The sequence below is a fragment of the Mesorhizobium sp. NZP2077 genome (assembly GCF_013170805.1).
In the GTDB taxonomy this organism is placed as follows: domain Bacteria; phylum Pseudomonadota; class Alphaproteobacteria; order Rhizobiales; family Rhizobiaceae; genus Mesorhizobium.
Genome location: NZ_CP051294.1, coordinates 247,546 through 264,310, shown reverse-complemented (window position 1 = coordinate 264,310; position 16,765 = coordinate 247,546). Strand labels below are relative to the sequence as shown.

Sequence of the window (16,765 nt, the reverse complement as noted above, 5' to 3'; positions counted from 1 at the left end):
CAATTTTCTGGAGAAGTTGCCGCAATCTCACATTTAATTGCAGTACGACAGCTTGCCAAGCTTCCCCATCTTCATTGAGTATGTAAAGCGTTCGCGGGGCGATCAACTTTGGTAAGCTACCCTCCCGCACGATAGCCCGGTAGGGCCGGCGAAAAAGGTGGCGCATGCTGCCGGCCATATACTGAGCTGCATCCCCCAACCAATTCATTGCGAGATCTCCCAGAGTTCGGGCAGTCCCAAAAGTGGCGCGATATCGCCATGCCCCAGCCATGGGCGCAGAAGCGTACAGTCTTCCTGTTCCTCGTCTGCGACAAGGCGCAACTGACCAAGACTGAACTCGATTGATGCGACATCGGCATTTGGCATCTGGCGGTAATTATGTACCCGGGCAAGAAAATCATTCGCGGCCAACGCTGCGGCAAACATGTTGATGGTGATGACGGCAGGCCTGCTTGCGACGGCACCGCGAATGTATTTGTCGCGAACCTGTTGAGCCGCCGCCGCCGGGTCCGACGTCGCCAAGCCCTCTGCTGCCACGGTGCTCAGAGAGATGACATCCCGGGAGATCAGGCTAGAACGGCCGGGCACCAGATAGTGGACCGTGCCGAAGATATCCAGGATCTTTCCCTTGTCGTCGCCTTCCACAGCTGCATCAAGCATCACACCGATATCGAAATAGGGGATCGTGTGGTAGGTCGATACCAAGTTTGTCAGAAAGCGCCCGGTATGGGTGTCTACGCATCCGAAAATGACATCGCAAACCGAGAGCGCGTGAATCGCCGGCGCCGACATCAACGTTGTTGCCATCTTGATGATCCGGGTTGGAAGGCCGGTTGCAAGCACAGCCGTTTCGGCAACATCCACTTTGAGTCGTGCGGCCTGAGCGTCGGCGACGGAACTATTCAAGATGCGGTTTAGATTGCGATCCTCGACGTGGTCTGGATCGACAATGACTACTTCTCCGAAGCCGAGGCGTACCAACTGCTCGAGCAGTGGACTGCCAGTGCCCGAGATGCCTACGATGCCAGCTCGAAGCTTGGCGAGGGTTGAGGTTGTACCTTCTCCAAAAGCCTGGTCCTGAGATGCACCGAAGGATGGCTCAGCCGCTGTGTTCCTTTGGACATTCGGGAAGAAACGAATGTCGGGTCCAGCCACGCTGATCATATCCAAATTATGCATAGCGTGACCCTGCCAGAGGTAACGGCCAAACAGGCGACCGCTCGGCAACATGACGATGCTTCCGTGCGGGAGATTGGCGGCAACCCAAGAGCGTACGATGGGCAAAAGCTCTCCGTCGCCCTCGTCGTCGTCGGAGGAGAATGCGGAATGGCCGCCCGGATGGCAATGCACCTTGATCACACTAAGGCCAAGCGCTTCGGCAGTGTCGAGATGCGGGACTATCAGGTCGGTCGGCCAGGAAATCCGATCATCGAGGCGTTTGCACTTGTCGTGATCTAACAGGATGATTTCCCGAACTGACAGTCGGTATCGATCGGCGTGCTTAGCACCGCCGCACAGGAGAAGGGCGGCAGCCTCGAGGTTATCGCCAGGGAACAAATGATCGAATAGTTTGTCGTGCTGGTCGACGGATATGCTGAGCGTGACATTCATCGCGCAGCCTCCTTCTCGAAAATCTCTTCGATGAGGAAGACATGAGTCTCGAGACAATCGACACCCGGAATCCACTGATTTTCGCCGGAGCGGTGACGCGACCAGCGCTGGAATATTTTGTCTTCGATGGACTGCTCGACCTGCGTTTGTGGGATTTCGCGGCCGTCCAGCCGAGCAAGCTTCGGAAAGACATAGAGCATATCGAGCTGAGTCAGCGGGTATCCCTGCTCGATGCGGATGGCAACCGAGACATGCTGGTGCGTGAAGCCGGGTGGCAGGAGAAAATCGCGCAGAATCACCCACGTAGAGCCGTCTTGGACGATCTCGAACGGAAGGCCATACGACTCGAGGAACAGCCGGTCGGCGTCCAGGAGCGGCGCATCGCGCCGCTCCTGGACTTCACCATCAGTCTGTTCTTTGCGGATCGCGCGGAACTTCTCCGTACCAGGGTGACGGAGATCGACACGCTCATCTAGTTCCACCTTCTGCGGCTTGTGCCCCGCGAGCTTTACGCGCAGCGTATAATTCTCAGGCGGCGTCAGGCTAGCAAGCGCAAGAACCTCGCGACCGGTGATGTGCGGCTTGTCCCACACGTAAGCGGTGTCGTTGACCTTGAAGCGGTAACGCTTGGCCAATGGCGGGCGCTTGCCATCTTTGGCGTAGGCTTCCAGATCGACGATCTCGTCGAGGATCTCCTCAAGAAGCTCCTCGACGCGCGAACTCGAATGTTCAGTTTCAGTCAGTTTCATCTTTAATGCCTCGTCTGTTGCTATTGGCGATCCACCGCGGATATCCAATGCCTGCATGATGAGGCAAGCTTGCTCAGTTTGTCAAGCAAAAGATACGCACGCTTGAGATAATTAGCATATGCATCGCATGCTTGACTTATCAAGCAGTGGCGGTAAAATGCCTTGCGCCGTGAAACCCAGGTAGTGCTCGGCGCATCATGCACTGCCATGAAAAGAGTAGAGTCGTGAAAGTAACCCTAGGAGAATATATCGGGTCTATCCGCACTGACCGAAAGCTGACCCTCCGCCAAGTTGAGGAGGCCACTAACAAAGAAGTATCAAATGCCTATCTCAGCCAGATTGAAAACGGAAAGATTCAAAGACCGTCACCGAATATCCTGTATGCACTCTCAAACCTGTACGGCGTGGATTACGACAAACTTATGGAGTTAGCGGGCTATATCACTACAGCGCGTACCGATGTTGAGCGCCATGGGAGAGCGGCGACCTTCGCTGAATTGCATTTAACGCAGACTGAGGAGGCAGAGTTATTGAAATACCTCGGTTATCTACGGTCAAAGAAGGATTGATCTTGAGAAAGCCCGATGACAGCTCGCTTTCGCCAAATGAGTATACCGCCATCCATCGCGCGGCGATCGACCTGTTGAATAAAGCAAATGCATGGGACCGGCTGCCTACGCCGGTCCCTGATTTATTGAGCGCGGCCAAGCTCCGGGTCTCGCCTCTGAGCGCCTTCGATCCACGAACTCTCCTGCGCTACGCTCAGGATCTCGGGGATCGCGCCGCACGATTTGTGAAATCGGCAATCGAGAAGGTGCGAGGGGTATTCGACGTTCAGGCGGATCTCATCCATATCGACACCTCTGTCACGGAGACAAAGCAGAATTTCATCAAACTGCATGAGGCCGGACATAAGCACATCCCCCACCAAAGGCCGATGTTTAAGTGGATACAGGACTGCGATAAGTCCTTGTCGCCCGACATATCCGATCAGTTCGAGCGTGAGGCAAACATCTTCGCTGCGGTAGTCTTTTTCCAGGATTCGCGCTTTGCACAGATGGCGGCTGACAGCAGCTTTGGCATTAAAGTGCCGCTGGCTCTCAGCAAGAAATTTGGAGCCTCAATTTACGCATCGCTGAGAGAGTATGTAAGGCGCAATACCAGAGCCTGCGCGGTTATAGTCCTTAACCCGGTCGAGGTATGTCCTCTCCTGGGGATGACGTCTCCGCTTCGCCGGGTTGAGATATCGCCGCTCTTTCAAAAGCGCTTCGGAGAGTTAATCCTACCCGAACAGATCGATGGCGCGAATCCATTGGCCAGCTTCATTCCCCTAGGCGGTCGAAAGATGTCCAAACCCGGCACACTGCCAATGGAAGACAGGAACGGCCAGATCGTCGAGTTCGTCGCGGAAGGTTTTGGTACTCCGTACAATACCTTTATTCTGATCCATGCGCGGTCCGACTTGAAGACATCGTTTGTCATTCCGCCTTTCGCCCGCGGTTTGTCTCTCGGATTTTCGGCTCGTTCCGCGAAATCCTAAGTGCTGAAATCTCCCAAAAGTTTTGAGGAAAGCGTGAAATCAATAAGCGAAGCTTTCGATAGTTTTTCGCATGCGTTGCGGATCAATACCGAACATCTCATGCGCGCACCGAAGCTTCTGCGGATCGACCCGCAGGAATGTGCCAGAAACCTGGACCAAGGTCTTTCGGCGATCCTGAACGCATTTCATAGCATTTATGACGCCGCAAAGGACGATCCTCGAATCGTGTTTGAGTGGAACCGAACTGCGCCAACAGCGACACTGTTGGCAATTCGGAACGCCCGACATCATAACCACGCCAACCGAATCAGAAGCCTGGAGACCTTCTTCACAAGGGGGAGCCAAGCCGGGAGGTCGAAGAACTATGGGTTGTTTACCTATGGTCCGCCACCGGAAGTAGGGGAGCCGGCCTTTATCCAGGCGATTTCGTGGGAAGATACCGACGCTCTGCTCAACATGCCGCACAAAGCCTCCCATCTTAGCGCGGAACGGGTGGCGACCATATATTCCTATGTCGGAGGTGAGGCTATGGCTGCCTTCGCCTCCCTACAAGATGCAAGGCTTCCGATCTTCTTCGATGCCTTGCCGCTTATCGTAAATGCGGCGAAAGCAATAGTGTCGGTGCTCGGGCCACATATTAAAACGCTCTCGGTAGAAAGCGAAACCTTTTTGGATCACTTCAAGACTTCAAGTTGGTTCCTAGCGTTGATACCGCTGTTCGACAGGCACGGGTTGAGCTGTTCGAAGTCTAAACGCGCGATTGCACCGACGACGCGCGCACACCTGGCGCACGTTGCCGCGCTCGTGGGATTTCACTGTTTATGGGCCGTTCAGCATTTGCTGAAGCCGTAATTGTGAAATTAAGTTGACGTATTTCACCTGTTCGGTCGGTCATGGGGCGCCCCGAGCGCCGAATTCCAGCTTCACCCATATTTAGCGTCGTTGGTTTAGGAATCCTATCAATCCGACTACCGCGACAATGTCAAAAGCCGTCCAAATCCTTGAATGGGCTCGTAGCAATCAGCAAGATGAAGCGCATCCCACGCCATGGCCTGGGAACTGGTAACAACGGGGATACCAAGCTCCCTTTCCAAGTCTTTGATATGAGGCACGACGGGCGTTGCGCAGCATGAGATGAAAAGCGCATCCGGCAAACCATCCAAAGTCAATGTCTTAGCTGCTCCGAAGATAGATTCGCTACTTAGCTCGCATATTTCATGATCGGTCGAATAAGGGAAAGTTCCATTTGCTACAATTTCGAAGCCGGTTCCGCCAAAGAAGCTAAGAAATGATTTATGCGTTTCTAATCCGTAGGGGGTCAATAATGCTATACGCGACGCGTTTAACCGCCTCAAAGCTAAGATGGCCGCCGAAGCCGGCGACGTATACTTGGCGCCAGGGAACGCCTTACTAAGCTCGGAAAACAGCCTTTCCAGACCCCAAGCTACAGTACCGCTGGTGCAACTGAACGCCACCACGTCCATTCGATCAACCGGCGGCAGATCATTGGCCACCTCAGCCAAGGTCCTGGTTAGTGAAAACCCGTTAACGGTATTGTAGCCACACCTCGTCTCGAAGACCGAAACCTTTTCCTTTGGCATTATAGAGTTGAAAGCTATGCCAGCCACCTCGTCGGTATTGAGAACGATCAGGCCAACAGTAGCTGCCTTAGATGGTTTTGTGACGCGGTCTAGTATCTGAGTGTCAAGTTCTGTCATGATGCCCTCAATGAGAATTCAGGTTCGCGCCTCTCGCATTGAATCGACGCGTCGACACATGTGTTTTGGCGCAAAGTGCGATAACAGGCACGAAACGTATGGTGCTTTGCCGCGCTCGGTAGTTCGAAAAATCAGCCCGTGTGCGTGCGCTTCGCTCGCGCGGCCAAGCCGACCTGAGGGTGGCCCCTTCACAAGTTCGGTTGGTCGGCGATCTAATGCCAAGCATAACGCCGGCAAGCAATTGGCGCCTTTGCAGGGAAGTATATTCCGCGCATCTGGATCGTTGATCGTCATGCTCCAGCCAGAACTGTGATCGGCACGGCAGTTGCATTTTGAGCGATTTTCGCAAATGAGTGAGATTGATTTTCGACGGTATATTGCGGCAATTCTGCGTATTACCGCCACTCCGGTATAATTTAGCCGCATCCACCCACGGCAGGCTACTTGCTCGGGTCAGGGTGTGAAAGGTGCAGGCTGCTCTCCGTTTTCATCTCGCCCCGACGCGGCTAAAAGATATTATCGCGGCGAAGATGGTCTGACAGTTGGAGATTCATTCAGCATTTTGAACGAGGGCCGACGGTTTGAGCCCAGCACACCTCATCAATCGGCCCCCCTGCCCAGCTTAAGAAGCGGAGGGCCATCCGGCCGAACTCAAGCGCCTTCTGCAACTCTGGCAGGGGTGACGGAAAGATCGCCGACCAGGCCAGTCGCAACTTGGAAGATCGGTGCCTCCTCGTCCTTGTTGATAGCGACGATGACCTTCGAATCCCTCATGCCGGCGAGATGTTGGATCGCGCCCGAAATGCCAGCCTCGATGTAGAGATCGGGGATGACGACCTTGCCGACCTGCGTTGAACATAGCGGGAAGGAAGAGACATCTTCCAGCCGATGGGCATCATCCGCGGCTTCGGCGGGCTGTAGGCTGCCGCCTCAATGCAATTGCGGCCCTCTCTTTACCAATAACGAATGAGAACATGCACTATACCCAATCAACCCTCTCAAGACAAATCCAACCAAATGGTTTTGAGCTGAGTATATTGATCGTGGGCGTGGATAGATTTATCGCGCCCTCCAAAGCCCGATTGCTTGTATCCCCCGAAGGGAGTAGAAGCGTCGCCTTCTCCGAAGCTGTTAACGGTAACGGTGCCAGCCTTCAAGCTTCGTGCACCATGGAGCGCTCTTTTTGCATTTCCGGTGAAGATTGACGCCGTTAGACCATAGTCAGTATCGTTGGCGATTTGGATAGCTTCATCGAGGCTTTCTACAGTTATGACTGATAGGATAGGTCCGAAAATCTCGTCGCGGGCGGCTCTTACCTGATTGTTGGACACATCCATTACGGTGGGCTCTACATAGATGCCTTCGACGGTCGAACCGCCGATGTACAACTTCTCGCCGCCATCAAGATAGGAACAAACCTTGTCGAAATGCGCTCTCGAGACGAGGGCGCCAATACGGTTCCCCGGGTTAAGCGGGTCGCCTAGCGGCCATTCACGAACACATGCCACGATGCGCTCCAGCAAGGGGGCTTTGACGTCTTTGTGAACTATGAGCCGGGATATTGCAGAACAGTTCTCTCCCATGTTCCAAAAAGCCCCGTTCACCACATGGGCAGCCACGCTTTCCAAGTTCTCGGCATCATCCATCACTATACAGGGGTTTTTGCCCCCCATTTCCAGAACAATTTCCTTGATATTGCTGTCGGCGGCATAGCGTAAGAACCGTCGGCCGGTTTCGGTAGAGCCTGTAAAGGACACCATATCGACGTCCGTGTGCAGGCCTAGCGGCTGGCCGACATCAGCTCCGGACCCCGTTACGACATTCAGCACTCCTTTAGGAACCCCTGCTTCATGCGCCAGCTCGGCGACACGAAGGGTTGTAAGCGATGTGTCCTCCGCGGGTTTGACGACAACGGAACAGCCCGCCGCCAGCGCCGGCCCAATTTTCCATGCCAGCATTAGCAGTGGGAAGTTCCAGGGCAAGACAAGGCCGACGACGCCGATGGGCTCACGCACGATCATCGCCATGTGACCATCTGACGCGGGTGACACTTGATCGTAAATCTTGTCTATCGCCTCGGCATGCCATTTTATGCAGTTAATGGCTTCGGGAAGGTCAACGCTCTCGCAATCGTAGATCGTCTTACCGCTGTCGATTGACTCCATCACAGCCAGTTCGCGCGCATTGCGCCGCAAAAGCTCAACCAAACGCAGCAGCACGGCCTTACGGTCTGCAGGCAGCATCTTGCACCAGCGGCCATCCTTGAAGGCCTCGCGAGCCTTAGCCACTGCGAGATCCACATCATTCTTGTCACAAGCGGCAATATTAGCAAGCACCTTGCCCGTCGCCGGGTTTATGGATTCGAAGGTCTTTCCCGAGATAGCCGGTCGAAACGTTCCGTCTATGAATGCTTGCGTTGGCAGCAGAATTGATCCCGCTATTGCTCTATATTCCTCCACAGTCAGACAATTACTCATGACTTCGCACCAGATACACTAGCGAATATCTGTAGAACATAATTCATCACTTCTACCTTCCAATAGTGATTGTCGGCACATGATCTCTGTCGAAACGACGCCTCAGCAAGCTGTCATACTGCTTCTTTGACCGCGCTCAGAAACTGCTTAGTTCTTTGCTTCTTTGGGCTGCCAAAGAGATCGGCAGGTGCGCCTTGTTCTTCAATCTTCCCACCGTAGAAGAAGCATACCCTGTCAGATATGTCCCTAGCGAATCCCATTTGGTGCGTTACCATCATCATCGTTAGATGATGCTCTCCCACGAGCTTTCGGATAACGCCAGTGACTTCGTTTATGACTTCTGGATCAAGTGCTGACGTTACCTCATCGAACAGCATCACCTTTGGCCGCATGGCAAGGGCTCGAGCAATTGCGACACGCTGCTGCTGACCGCCAGAAAGGCGGGACGGATGATGATCTCGCTTGTCCGACATGGCTACCATTTCCAGCAATTCCTCGGCTCGCTGACGCGCGCTTTCCTTTGTGAGTCCGAGGACCTGCACTGGCCCTTCCATGCAGTTCTGTAGCGCTGTCATATGAGGGAACAGATTGAAGTGCTGAAAACACATGCCAATCTTGGCGCGCATCCTTCGAAGGTGCACTTTGTTTGCGGGAACAAGAACCCCGTTCTTCTCCATGTGCGTGAGGGGTTCCCCATCGACATAAATTACGCCTCTATTGATGGTCTCAAGCGTCATTAACATCCGCAGAACGGTTGTTTTTCCTGAACCGGAAGGCCCGATGATCGTCATCATCTCACCTGGAGCAACGTCCAAATTTAGCTGATCGAGCACAGTGAGTTCGCCATAGCTCTTGGACACGTTCATGAACCGAACCATCGGTGCATTCTCGCCTTCAAGCCGCAGTGGAAATTGTGTCATGTCCTCACTCATTCAACTCATCCCCAAGGTGCGACGCACCGAAGCTTCTAGCAGACGGACCAAGGCCGCAGTCGGGAGCGATATGGCAAGGAAGATCACGCCGACGAGAGTGTAGGGTTCCAAAAAGCGATAACTTTCGGATCCGATCGCGTTCGCCGTATGCATCAACTCACCAACGCCGATGACCGAAAGCATAGGCGTGTCTTTGAATATGCCAACGAGATAATTTCCCATACCTGCCAGGGAGGGGGGCAACGCCTGGGGAAGGATGATGCGCCAGTAGGTTTGTGTCGTTGTCAAGTTTATCGCGGTGGCCGCCTCCCACTGACCCTTGGGTACGCTATCAATGCCTCCACGATACACCTCAGACAGGTACGCTGCGTAGTGGAGGCCTATCGCCACCATTCCCGCCGTCCATGGTGACAGCCACACCCCAAATTGGGGGCCGACATAGAAAATGAAGAATATTTGGAGCACGAGAGGTGTCGAGCGGATGAATTCGACCAATTCGCGCAGGATGTTTTTGGATAGTTTGTGCCTCGACCTTTGTGCAACTGCCAATGCCAGCCCCAGTACAAGCGCTATGGCGTACCCTCCGCCAGCGGCGAGCAGAGTGTTTCCGGTTGCCCAGATTAATCTCGGAAGGATCTCCCAGACAAAATCCCAGCGCCAGTTGGTCATCTATTCCCTTCCTATCTGACTCGCCATGATCTTTTCGAGCCGGCGCATGAGAGGAGTTAAAAGAAACCTTGCCAGGACGTAATATATTATCAACGCAGTCCCGAAACTTTGGGCCGACAGGAACGTCGAATAATTGATTTGACGCGCTTCAAACGTCAGGTCTGCTACAGCAATAGTGGCCACCAGAGCCGTTCCTTTCAGCAGTTCGATCAACAAGTTGCCCCATGCGGGCAGCATGTTTACCAATGCTTGAGGAAGTATGATTCGGGACATCCGTTTTCCAGGCGACATATTAATAGAAACCGCCGCCTCCCATTGTCCTGTTGGGACGGAAAGCACCCCCCCCACGAACGAGTTCTGCGCCGTAGGCGCCCACATTAAGACCGACGGCCACAAATCCTGCCGTAAACTTGTCAAGCGTTATACCAAATAGTGGTAACACGAAGAAGATCCAGTATAATTGCACTAACAGCGACGTACCGCGGAATATTTCAATATAGACGGTGGCGCAGGCGCGGACCGAGGTTCTAGGTGAGAGCTTCATAAGCCCAGCTAGAAGGGCCAGGAAAATGCACAACACTGACGCCAAAACGAACTGCTCGATAGTCACTATCGTACCGCTGAGGAAGCGCGGATAGTAGGTGATGATGAATTCCACAAATGTCATCGCGGCGGGGCGCCCTGTTGAGAACTTAGTATGTCTGCGCTCTGACTCTCACGCTTTGGCTTCCAGGATGCATTGACTGATATCGTCGAGAAGGCTCTGAACTTCCTCGTCTGTAGTGACCCATGATGCTACAAAGCGAACGGCTTTCCCATCAAGCTCATCTTCGTTGATGTATCGGTGCTTTGCCCTTAGGCCGCCAATGAGGTAATCTGGTAGCCGCACGAAGACCTCATTAGACTCGGTCGGATAGGCCAGTTCGATGTCGGGGAGAGCCGCCATTCCGCGGCTCAGTTTTTGAGCCATTTTGTTTGCAACCATTGCATTTTGAAGCCAAAGGTCATCGGAGATATAGGCCAGTAGCTGTGACGAAACGAAACGCATCTTTGAAATTAACTGTCCTGACCTCTTGCGCAAAAAATCAAAATTTTCAGCCATTTCAGGCTTGAAGAAGATTACCGCTTCAGCCACGAAGCATCCATTTTTTGTCCCGCCGAATGACAGAACATCGACGCCGGCCTGCCATGTCATTTGTGCAGGAGTGACACCCAAGGTTGAAAGTGCATTTGCAAAGCGTGCGCCATCCATGTGAACTTTAAGGTGATGATCACGGGCGATCGCCGCAATTTCGAGAATCTCACCAGGCCGGTAAACTGTGCCGGTTTCGCATGCCTGCGTGATGCTAACGACGGCGGGTTGAGGAACGTGAACATTTCCACGGCCGCGAATTGCCTGGGCAAGGTCATCCGGCACGATCCGGCCATTGGCACCGCGCATCGGGATGAGTTTTGCACCGCCGGTGAGTAGCTCAGGCGCCCCACATTCATCAGTATTGATGTGGGATAACTCATGGCAGTACACTTTTCCGTAAACCGGCGTTAGGGCTGCCAGAGCCAGTGCATTTGAGGCCGTCCCGGAAAGAACCGGAAATACTTCTACCTGTGTCTCAAAAATCTCCGAGAATTTAGCCCTCAAAGCAGTCGACCAGTAATCTTCCCCGTACGACGCAGCGAGACCAGCGTTGGCGGAGAGGACCGCTTCTACGACAGCTGGGCAGGCGCCGGTCACGTTATCGGATGCAAAAAGACGCATTTGAGCTATGTTACCTTTAGTCGACTACAATCAATTCACGATCGACATTAGACAGCCGTTCTCCGCCTTTGTCTGTCACAACAAAAGGCTCCGATACCGCGACACCATATTCTGCCAGCCACACGCCTGATTGAAAATGAAAACACATGCCCTCTTCAAGGACCGTCGTGTCACCATCGCGCAGGCTTGCGGTTCTCTCACCCCAATCGGGGGGATAGTTCAACCCAATCGAATATCCAACGCGGCTTAATTTCTCAAAGCCATCCCTTCGGAGGACGGCCTGCCACACTCTCTCAACTTCGCCGCAAGTTACCCCAGGTCTAGCCGCGCTGAGTGCGGCGTCGCCTCCCTCGACGATCGTGGCCGCGAGCCGGGCCATGTGGCTGGGGGGGGCGCCAAGATGGAGCGTGCGGGTCAAAGGCGTGTGATAGTGTCGGCGCGCTGCCGCTAGCTCCATCACAACCAGGCCTGAGGTTGGGAGAGCCTCGCCACTCCAGGTCAAATGGGGAGTACTCGTGCCCTCGCCAACCTGCATAAGCGGACAAATGCTTGTGTAGTCCCCGTACTTTCCATCGAGGCCGGTGATCTGAGAGTGATACACGTCGGCGACGATTTCATATTGCTTCCTGCCAGGTTTGACATTGGCAATTGCCTTCTTCATCGTGCTCGAAACGTTCCGCCCGGCTTCCCGCATGTACACCAATTCGGCCTCGGACTTCACCAGCCTTGCCCAATTGACCAATTCCTTGCTATCCGCAAATCGTGCATTTGGAAGGCCGGCTACCAAATGCTGATGAGCCCTGGCTGTATAATAGTGGGCGTCCATCTCGACGCCTATGCGTGCGGATGCCCAGCCTCGCGTCTGGATGAGGCCGCAGAGTTCGTCAAATGGGTGCTTCGACGCGTGATGGACTAACGGTTCAGAATAGCCGATGATGTTGCAAGTTGGAATGTCCGTGGTAATCTGCGCCGACTTAGCATCTTGGGCGCGACCGAACCAAATTGGGGCGGTTTCGCTTAAACATATCAGAACAGCCTGTGGGGTGTAGAAGGACCATCCATCAAAACCGGAGAGCCAGTTCATGCTTGCAGGGTCTTGACAGATGAGGAGGTCGAAACCGCCCGCTTCCATGCTCCGCTTCACTTTTGATATTCGGCTCTCATACTCAGCTGGGCTGAATGGCTTGTCATAAAACATATTAATTCCACACTATTTAAAGGGACCCGATATCCATTTATTGGGACAGTCTCAATAAACTCCCGTATCCTGGAACAGGCTTGTTATAACCTGCAAGTCGCAAGGATTGCCAAAACAGCGCCTGCACCGCCGTGATCACCGGTTTCTTGATTTTTGCTTCGATAATCTCTATTACCTCAACCGCCCTGATCGCGGTGCAAGAAATGAACAAGGCATCGGCGGTCGATGTATCAAGCTCCAACGCAGACCGAACGATACTATCCGGGGTAATTCTCGCCATCAACTCGTTGTCGGACAGATTGAAACTGTTGAACTCCGCTATTTCGATTCCGGACGCCTCAATATTGCTGGCGATCACGTAATTCACTTCGTCGGTATAAGGAGTGAGAACGGCGACACGTCGTACCGAAAAGCGATTGAGCCCTGCTAGTGACGCAGTAAGAGGAGTGCTGAAGGCTACGTCCGGACGACCAGCATGAACAAGTTCCTGAACCCTCTCGTAGCCCATAACGGCCGTTCCCGAGGTGCAGGAATAAGCAACGACATCGAGGCGGCCTTCCGGAACAAGCAGCGAAGTGGCTTCGGTGATGCGTGGCGCCATCTCGCGCAACGACGTCAAAGAGCAGTCAGGAGCATTCGCCAGCCGACTCGTGTAGATGACGACGTCGTCATCGGGTCGCATATTCATGAAATCTCGTTCAGTCACATAGTCGTTGGACAACGCGACAAGTCCTATTCTGTACTTCCCCGGCCCGTCATCGAATGTTGCAGCATTCGAGCGACCGAACCGTCGCACGGTTTCATGTTGTTCAGCCATAGAAATGCCTTCTGTCTACGTTGACCAAGTACTGTTCACAGAGGAATCGTTACCAACCCTAGAAAATCTCCTGCCGAAATTAGGCCGGGGAAATGTCGCCCGGAAAATACTCCGCCAATCGCGGCATGGTATTCCTCCGGTTGGGCACCTGTGCGGCCGATCGGGTGAACTCGGGCAACAATCTGACCTGCAACAACAACGTCACCCAGGTCGACACACGGTTCCAAAAGACCAGAATTCTCGCAAAATAGGAAACAGCTCGGGTCGGGCACGTTAAGCTCCGTCGAGGACGCCTGCTCCAGGTCGCCCTTTACTATTCCGGCGTGCTTCAGGATATTTCTAATGCCCCTTTTCGCGATCTCATTTGTATAGACCGTCGACGTTCCCCCGCCAGATAGCTCGGTCCCGATGACGACCTTTCCCATTCGTTCCGCAGCCGTGTCGTACATATTCTCCGGGTCAATTTCCATCAGCATGACTGAATATGGCGCGTTGAAGGCTCGCATGGCGGCGACACATTTTTCTTCCTGTTCTTTGTTGTCCAGAACGTGAGCGCAACAGAACGGAATAAACTCCAACGTCTTACCGCCGGAGTGGAAGTCCACTACGAAGTCCGCAAGTGGCAGAAGTGCACGATAAAAATAGTCCGCTATCTTCGACGTCACCGAGCCCGACGGATCGCCGGGGAACATTCGGTTCAAGTTCCCACCATCGATGGGTGACGTTCTTGTGCCGTTTCGGAATGCGGGATAATTCATTCCGGGCACAATGATGACGCGACCGTAAAGCTCGTCTGCTCTTATGTTGCGTGCCAGATCGAAAAGGGCAATAGGGCCCTCGTATTCGTCCCCATGGTTCGCACCCGTGAAGAGGACCGTCGGGCCCTCTCCATTTTTGGCTACAGTCACTGGGATTCTAATCGATCCCCAGGCTGACTGGTCACACGAGTAAGGCAAATTCAGGAACCCATGCTGAACTCCATCCCTCTGGAAATCAACGGTTGACGTAATTGGATTCTTCGCCATCGTCGGTAGACCTACAACAGAGTCATTATTTCACCGGTTCTTGCACAACCAATCCGTCGCTACATTACCCGGCAGGTTGTCCTTTGTGTAACCGTATTCAGCGACCGAGCTCATCATTTCGGCAGATCCTATATATTTCTTTTGAAATTTATTGTACTCCTCGATGAAACTTTTGTCCTCTTCGCGAAAGCCCATTGCAGCCCAATTCAAGGTCCACTCCGGCATTTTGTTAAGATCTGTGATTTCGAGCTTTCCATCACTCTGGTCGACGAGAGCCTTTATGCTGAAATAATTTGTTCCAGCCGCGTCCGCCCGGTTACTTAGCACTGCGGCTAGCATTTCTGTGGGGCCGGGAACTTGCATTATTTTGTCGTCTGTAATCCCGACCTTTTTGGCAACTTCGACCGTGTTGTTACCTGCGGTGGTGACCAAGACGGAATTTTGATTCTTGATGTCTTCGAATGTTTCGATCTTCTTTGGGTTACCCTTGGGGACCCCAAAGACATCCCCCATCCTTATGACTGGATCCGAGAAGACGATGCTATCGCAGCGGGTCTTCAGGACGTACATCCCTCCGGTGATCATGTCATATCGCCCTGCCTGCAAGCCGGGAATTAAGGAATTCCACTCTACAACAACCGGCTCGATATTCGTGATCCCCATTGCCTTGAGAGTGTTGATTGCGACGACATTCATCAGGCCTGCGGCTTTACCGCTTTCATCGGGAAATGCCCAAGGTCGTTCATTTGAAAAGCCAATTCTAAGAGGGGCGCCGGCGCGCGTGCGCGTAAGCAGATCATCGGCAACAGCTAGTCCCGTAGCACCAAGCGTGATTGCTGTCAGAACGACTGCGAGTGCGAAATGCTTTACTCCCAACTTCCCTGCTGCTGTCATGTGAGTGCCTCGTGGTTGAATCTTGATCGGATAACCCGTCAAGCACAATCAGTCTAACGCGCTGAAGAGCGGCGATCCCGCGTTTTCGGCCTTCGATGCGATTAAGAAGCGCGCACAAAAGGTGCTACTTGCTTTTTTCTCTTCTCAGGCCCGTAGGAGGTTGAGCGGAGGCAAGCTTACCCTTCTTCATTGCGCAGGCTCGCAGCCAAACACAATCATATCTAGAGGAGGCTAAACCAGGTGTTGGGAGAAATTACAAAGACCGCACGACTAAGAGTGGGCTTCATACTCGCACGCTCGTTCACGCTCACGGCGTTTGCTTTGTTCGTTGACACTTTACGTTTGGCTAGCGACGACGGCGACAAATCGGGTCGAGTTTTTGCAGATTGGCAGGTCTTGGCGAGTTGTCGGAATACGATCGATTCAAGCTGCGGTATCCGCGTAACCCCGACGTCGGATTTCACGGACCCCGGCAATTTCGACTATATTGTCGTGATCGGAGGTCTATTAAGGCACGATTCCCCAGTCGATAGCGCGACAGTTAATTATCTCAAGCAAGCTGCGAGCAAGAAGGTCCCCCTAATTGGTGTCTGCACGGGCACATTCATTTTGGCTGACGCAGGGCTGATGAGGCACCACCGGACTTGTGTGAGTTGGCTGCACTTCAGAGAATTCCGTCAGCGTTTTCCGGATCACCAAGTCCGATCGGATCGCATATTCAATCTCGACCGTACCAGAGGATCCTGTGCTGGTGGCAGCAGCGCTGCCGACATGGCCTTTTCGATAGTCAGGCGGCACATTAGTCACAGGGCTGAACGGAACGCCTTGGAGGTTCTCCAGATCGACAAAGCACGTCCGGCAATTCATGTACAGCCGCGAAGACCGGAGTCTATTGGAAGCAGCGATCCACGAGTCCAGGCGGCTTTAATTGCGATGGATGGCAATATTGACAGGACGCTTTCGATTTCCGAACTTGCGGCCGAGGTCGGTTTGTCTCGGAGACAGCTGGAGCGCTTGTTCACAAAAACGATCAAAAGTTCGCCAGCGGTGGTCTACAAACGGCTGCGGCTCGAAAGGGCAAGGCAACTCATTATCGCTACTCACGCGCCACTGCTGGATATTGCTATTGAGGTTGGGTTTGAAAACGCATCTCATTTCACAAGAGCTTTTCGAGAGAATTTTGGTGTCACGCCCGGCACTCTTCGCGAACCAATTTCAAACAGCTAGAGGACAGCCTTAGCCCTTGTTGTGGTTGCTCTTGAGGCGAAAAGATACAAACGATGGATTCGTGGTGCGATCGAAGCGAGAGCCGTAGTGCCGGCCCTGCCACCGCGAATGCCTTTACGTCCAATCGGGAGTTCATGGTGAGTTTGTCGAGC

The 16,765-nt window shown here is 53.4% G+C and carries 15 protein-coding genes and 2 pseudogenes; 4 read left to right on the top strand and 13 right to left on the bottom strand.

Translation table 11 applies throughout. From position 1 onward, the window contains the following. Window positions 1–204: 204 nt before the first annotated feature. Together HGP13_RS37100 and HGP13_RS37095 are read right to left on the bottom strand one after the other, a co-directional pair. Complete coding sequence (locus tag HGP13_RS37100; protein WP_172235165.1) at window positions 205–1,611, bottom strand: ThiF family adenylyltransferase; 1,407 nt, start codon at window positions 1,609–1,611, stop codon at window positions 205–207. Then, the gene (locus tag HGP13_RS37095) at window positions 1,608–2,360 is read right to left on the bottom strand and encodes a multiubiquitin domain-containing protein (RefSeq protein WP_172235164.1); all 753 of its coding nucleotides are present in this window, start codon (window positions 2,358–2,360) and stop codon (window positions 1,608–1,610) included. The genes HGP13_RS37100 and HGP13_RS37095 overlap by 4 nt, the downstream gene beginning before the upstream one ends. A gap of 224 nt (window positions 2,361–2,584) precedes the next feature. Between HGP13_RS37095 and HGP13_RS37090 the strand changes: the two genes are divergently transcribed. From HGP13_RS37090 to HGP13_RS37080, 3 genes are read left to right on the top strand one after another with little or no spacing between them, the layout of a single operon-like run. Beyond that, window positions 2,585–2,929: a helix-turn-helix transcriptional regulator gene (locus tag HGP13_RS37090; protein WP_246707511.1), complete on the top strand. Its 345-nt coding sequence runs from the start codon at window positions 2,585–2,587 to the stop codon at window positions 2,927–2,929. Window positions 2,930–2,931: 2 nt separating this feature from the next. After that, window positions 2,932–3,900: an ImmA/IrrE family metallo-endopeptidase gene (locus HGP13_RS37085; protein ID WP_172235162.1), complete on the top strand. Its 969-nt coding sequence runs from the start codon at window positions 2,932–2,934 to the stop codon at window positions 3,898–3,900. Further along, window positions 3,901–4,752 carry a hypothetical protein gene (locus HGP13_RS37080; RefSeq protein WP_172235161.1) on the top strand — a complete coding sequence of 284 codons (852 nt, stop codon included), beginning with the start codon at window positions 3,901–3,903 and terminating at the stop codon, window positions 4,750–4,752. 116 nt (window positions 4,753–4,868) lie between these two features. On the opposite strand, the gene HGP13_RS37075 is transcribed toward HGP13_RS37080, so the two are convergent. The 11 genes and pseudogenes from HGP13_RS37075 to HGP13_RS37025 form a co-directional block, all read right to left on the bottom strand. Continuing rightward, on the bottom strand, window positions 4,869–5,618 hold the full coding sequence (locus HGP13_RS37075) for a hypothetical protein (RefSeq protein ID WP_109670748.1): 750 nt from the start codon (window positions 5,616–5,618) through the stop codon (window positions 4,869–4,871). A 653-nt stretch (window positions 5,619–6,271) separates the two neighbouring features. After that, window positions 6,272–6,560: pseudogene (locus tag HGP13_RS37070) on the bottom strand (FAD-binding protein); the annotation flags it as partial. A gap of 56 nt (window positions 6,561–6,616) precedes the next feature. After that, on the bottom strand, window positions 6,617–8,095 hold the full coding sequence (locus HGP13_RS37065; RefSeq protein WP_172235160.1) for an aldehyde dehydrogenase: 1,479 nt from the start codon (window positions 8,093–8,095) through the stop codon (window positions 6,617–6,619). A 113-nt stretch (window positions 8,096–8,208) separates the two neighbouring features. Continuing rightward, window positions 8,209–9,027 carry an ectoine/hydroxyectoine ABC transporter ATP-binding protein EhuA gene (ehuA, locus tag HGP13_RS37060; protein ID WP_281411012.1) on the bottom strand — a complete coding sequence of 273 codons (819 nt, stop codon included), beginning with the start codon at window positions 9,025–9,027 and terminating at the stop codon, window positions 8,209–8,211. Beyond that, window positions 9,028–9,696 carry an ectoine/hydroxyectoine ABC transporter permease subunit EhuD gene (ehuD, locus tag HGP13_RS37055; RefSeq protein WP_109670744.1) on the bottom strand — a complete coding sequence of 223 codons (669 nt, stop codon included), beginning with the start codon at window positions 9,694–9,696 and terminating at the stop codon, window positions 9,028–9,030. Further along, window positions 9,697–10,363 (bottom strand): annotated as a pseudogene (gene ehuC / locus HGP13_RS37050) (ectoine/hydroxyectoine ABC transporter permease subunit EhuC). A 48-nt stretch (window positions 10,364–10,411) separates the two neighbouring features. After that, complete coding sequence (locus HGP13_RS37045; protein ID WP_172235159.1) at window positions 10,412–11,452, bottom strand: low specificity L-threonine aldolase; 1,041 nt, start codon at window positions 11,450–11,452, stop codon at window positions 10,412–10,414. Between the two features lie 16 nt (window positions 11,453–11,468). Further along, complete coding sequence (locus HGP13_RS37040) at window positions 11,469–12,650, bottom strand: M24 family metallopeptidase (RefSeq protein WP_172235158.1); 1,182 nt, start codon at window positions 12,648–12,650, stop codon at window positions 11,469–11,471. Window positions 12,651–12,687: 37 nt separating this feature from the next. Then, a complete protein-coding gene (locus HGP13_RS37035; protein WP_246707510.1) occupies window positions 12,688–13,467 on the bottom strand; it encodes a hypothetical protein in 780 nt (259 codons plus the stop codon). A 35-nt stretch (window positions 13,468–13,502) separates the two neighbouring features. Then, window positions 13,503–14,492 carry a N(2)-acetyl-L-2,4-diaminobutanoate deacetylase DoeB gene (gene doeB / locus HGP13_RS37030; protein WP_172235157.1) on the bottom strand — a complete coding sequence of 330 codons (990 nt, stop codon included), beginning with the start codon at window positions 14,490–14,492 and terminating at the stop codon, window positions 13,503–13,505. Window positions 14,493–14,522: 30 nt separating this feature from the next. Continuing rightward, a complete protein-coding gene (locus tag HGP13_RS37025; RefSeq protein ID WP_172235156.1) occupies window positions 14,523–15,386 on the bottom strand; it encodes a transporter substrate-binding domain-containing protein in 864 nt (287 codons plus the stop codon). A 240-nt stretch (window positions 15,387–15,626) separates the two neighbouring features. Between HGP13_RS37025 and HGP13_RS37020 the strand changes: the two genes are divergently transcribed. Beyond that, entirely contained in the window at window positions 15,627–16,613 is a 987-nt protein-coding gene (locus tag HGP13_RS37020) for a GlxA family transcriptional regulator (RefSeq protein ID WP_109670853.1), read from the top strand. Window positions 16,614–16,765 lie beyond the last annotated feature (152 nt).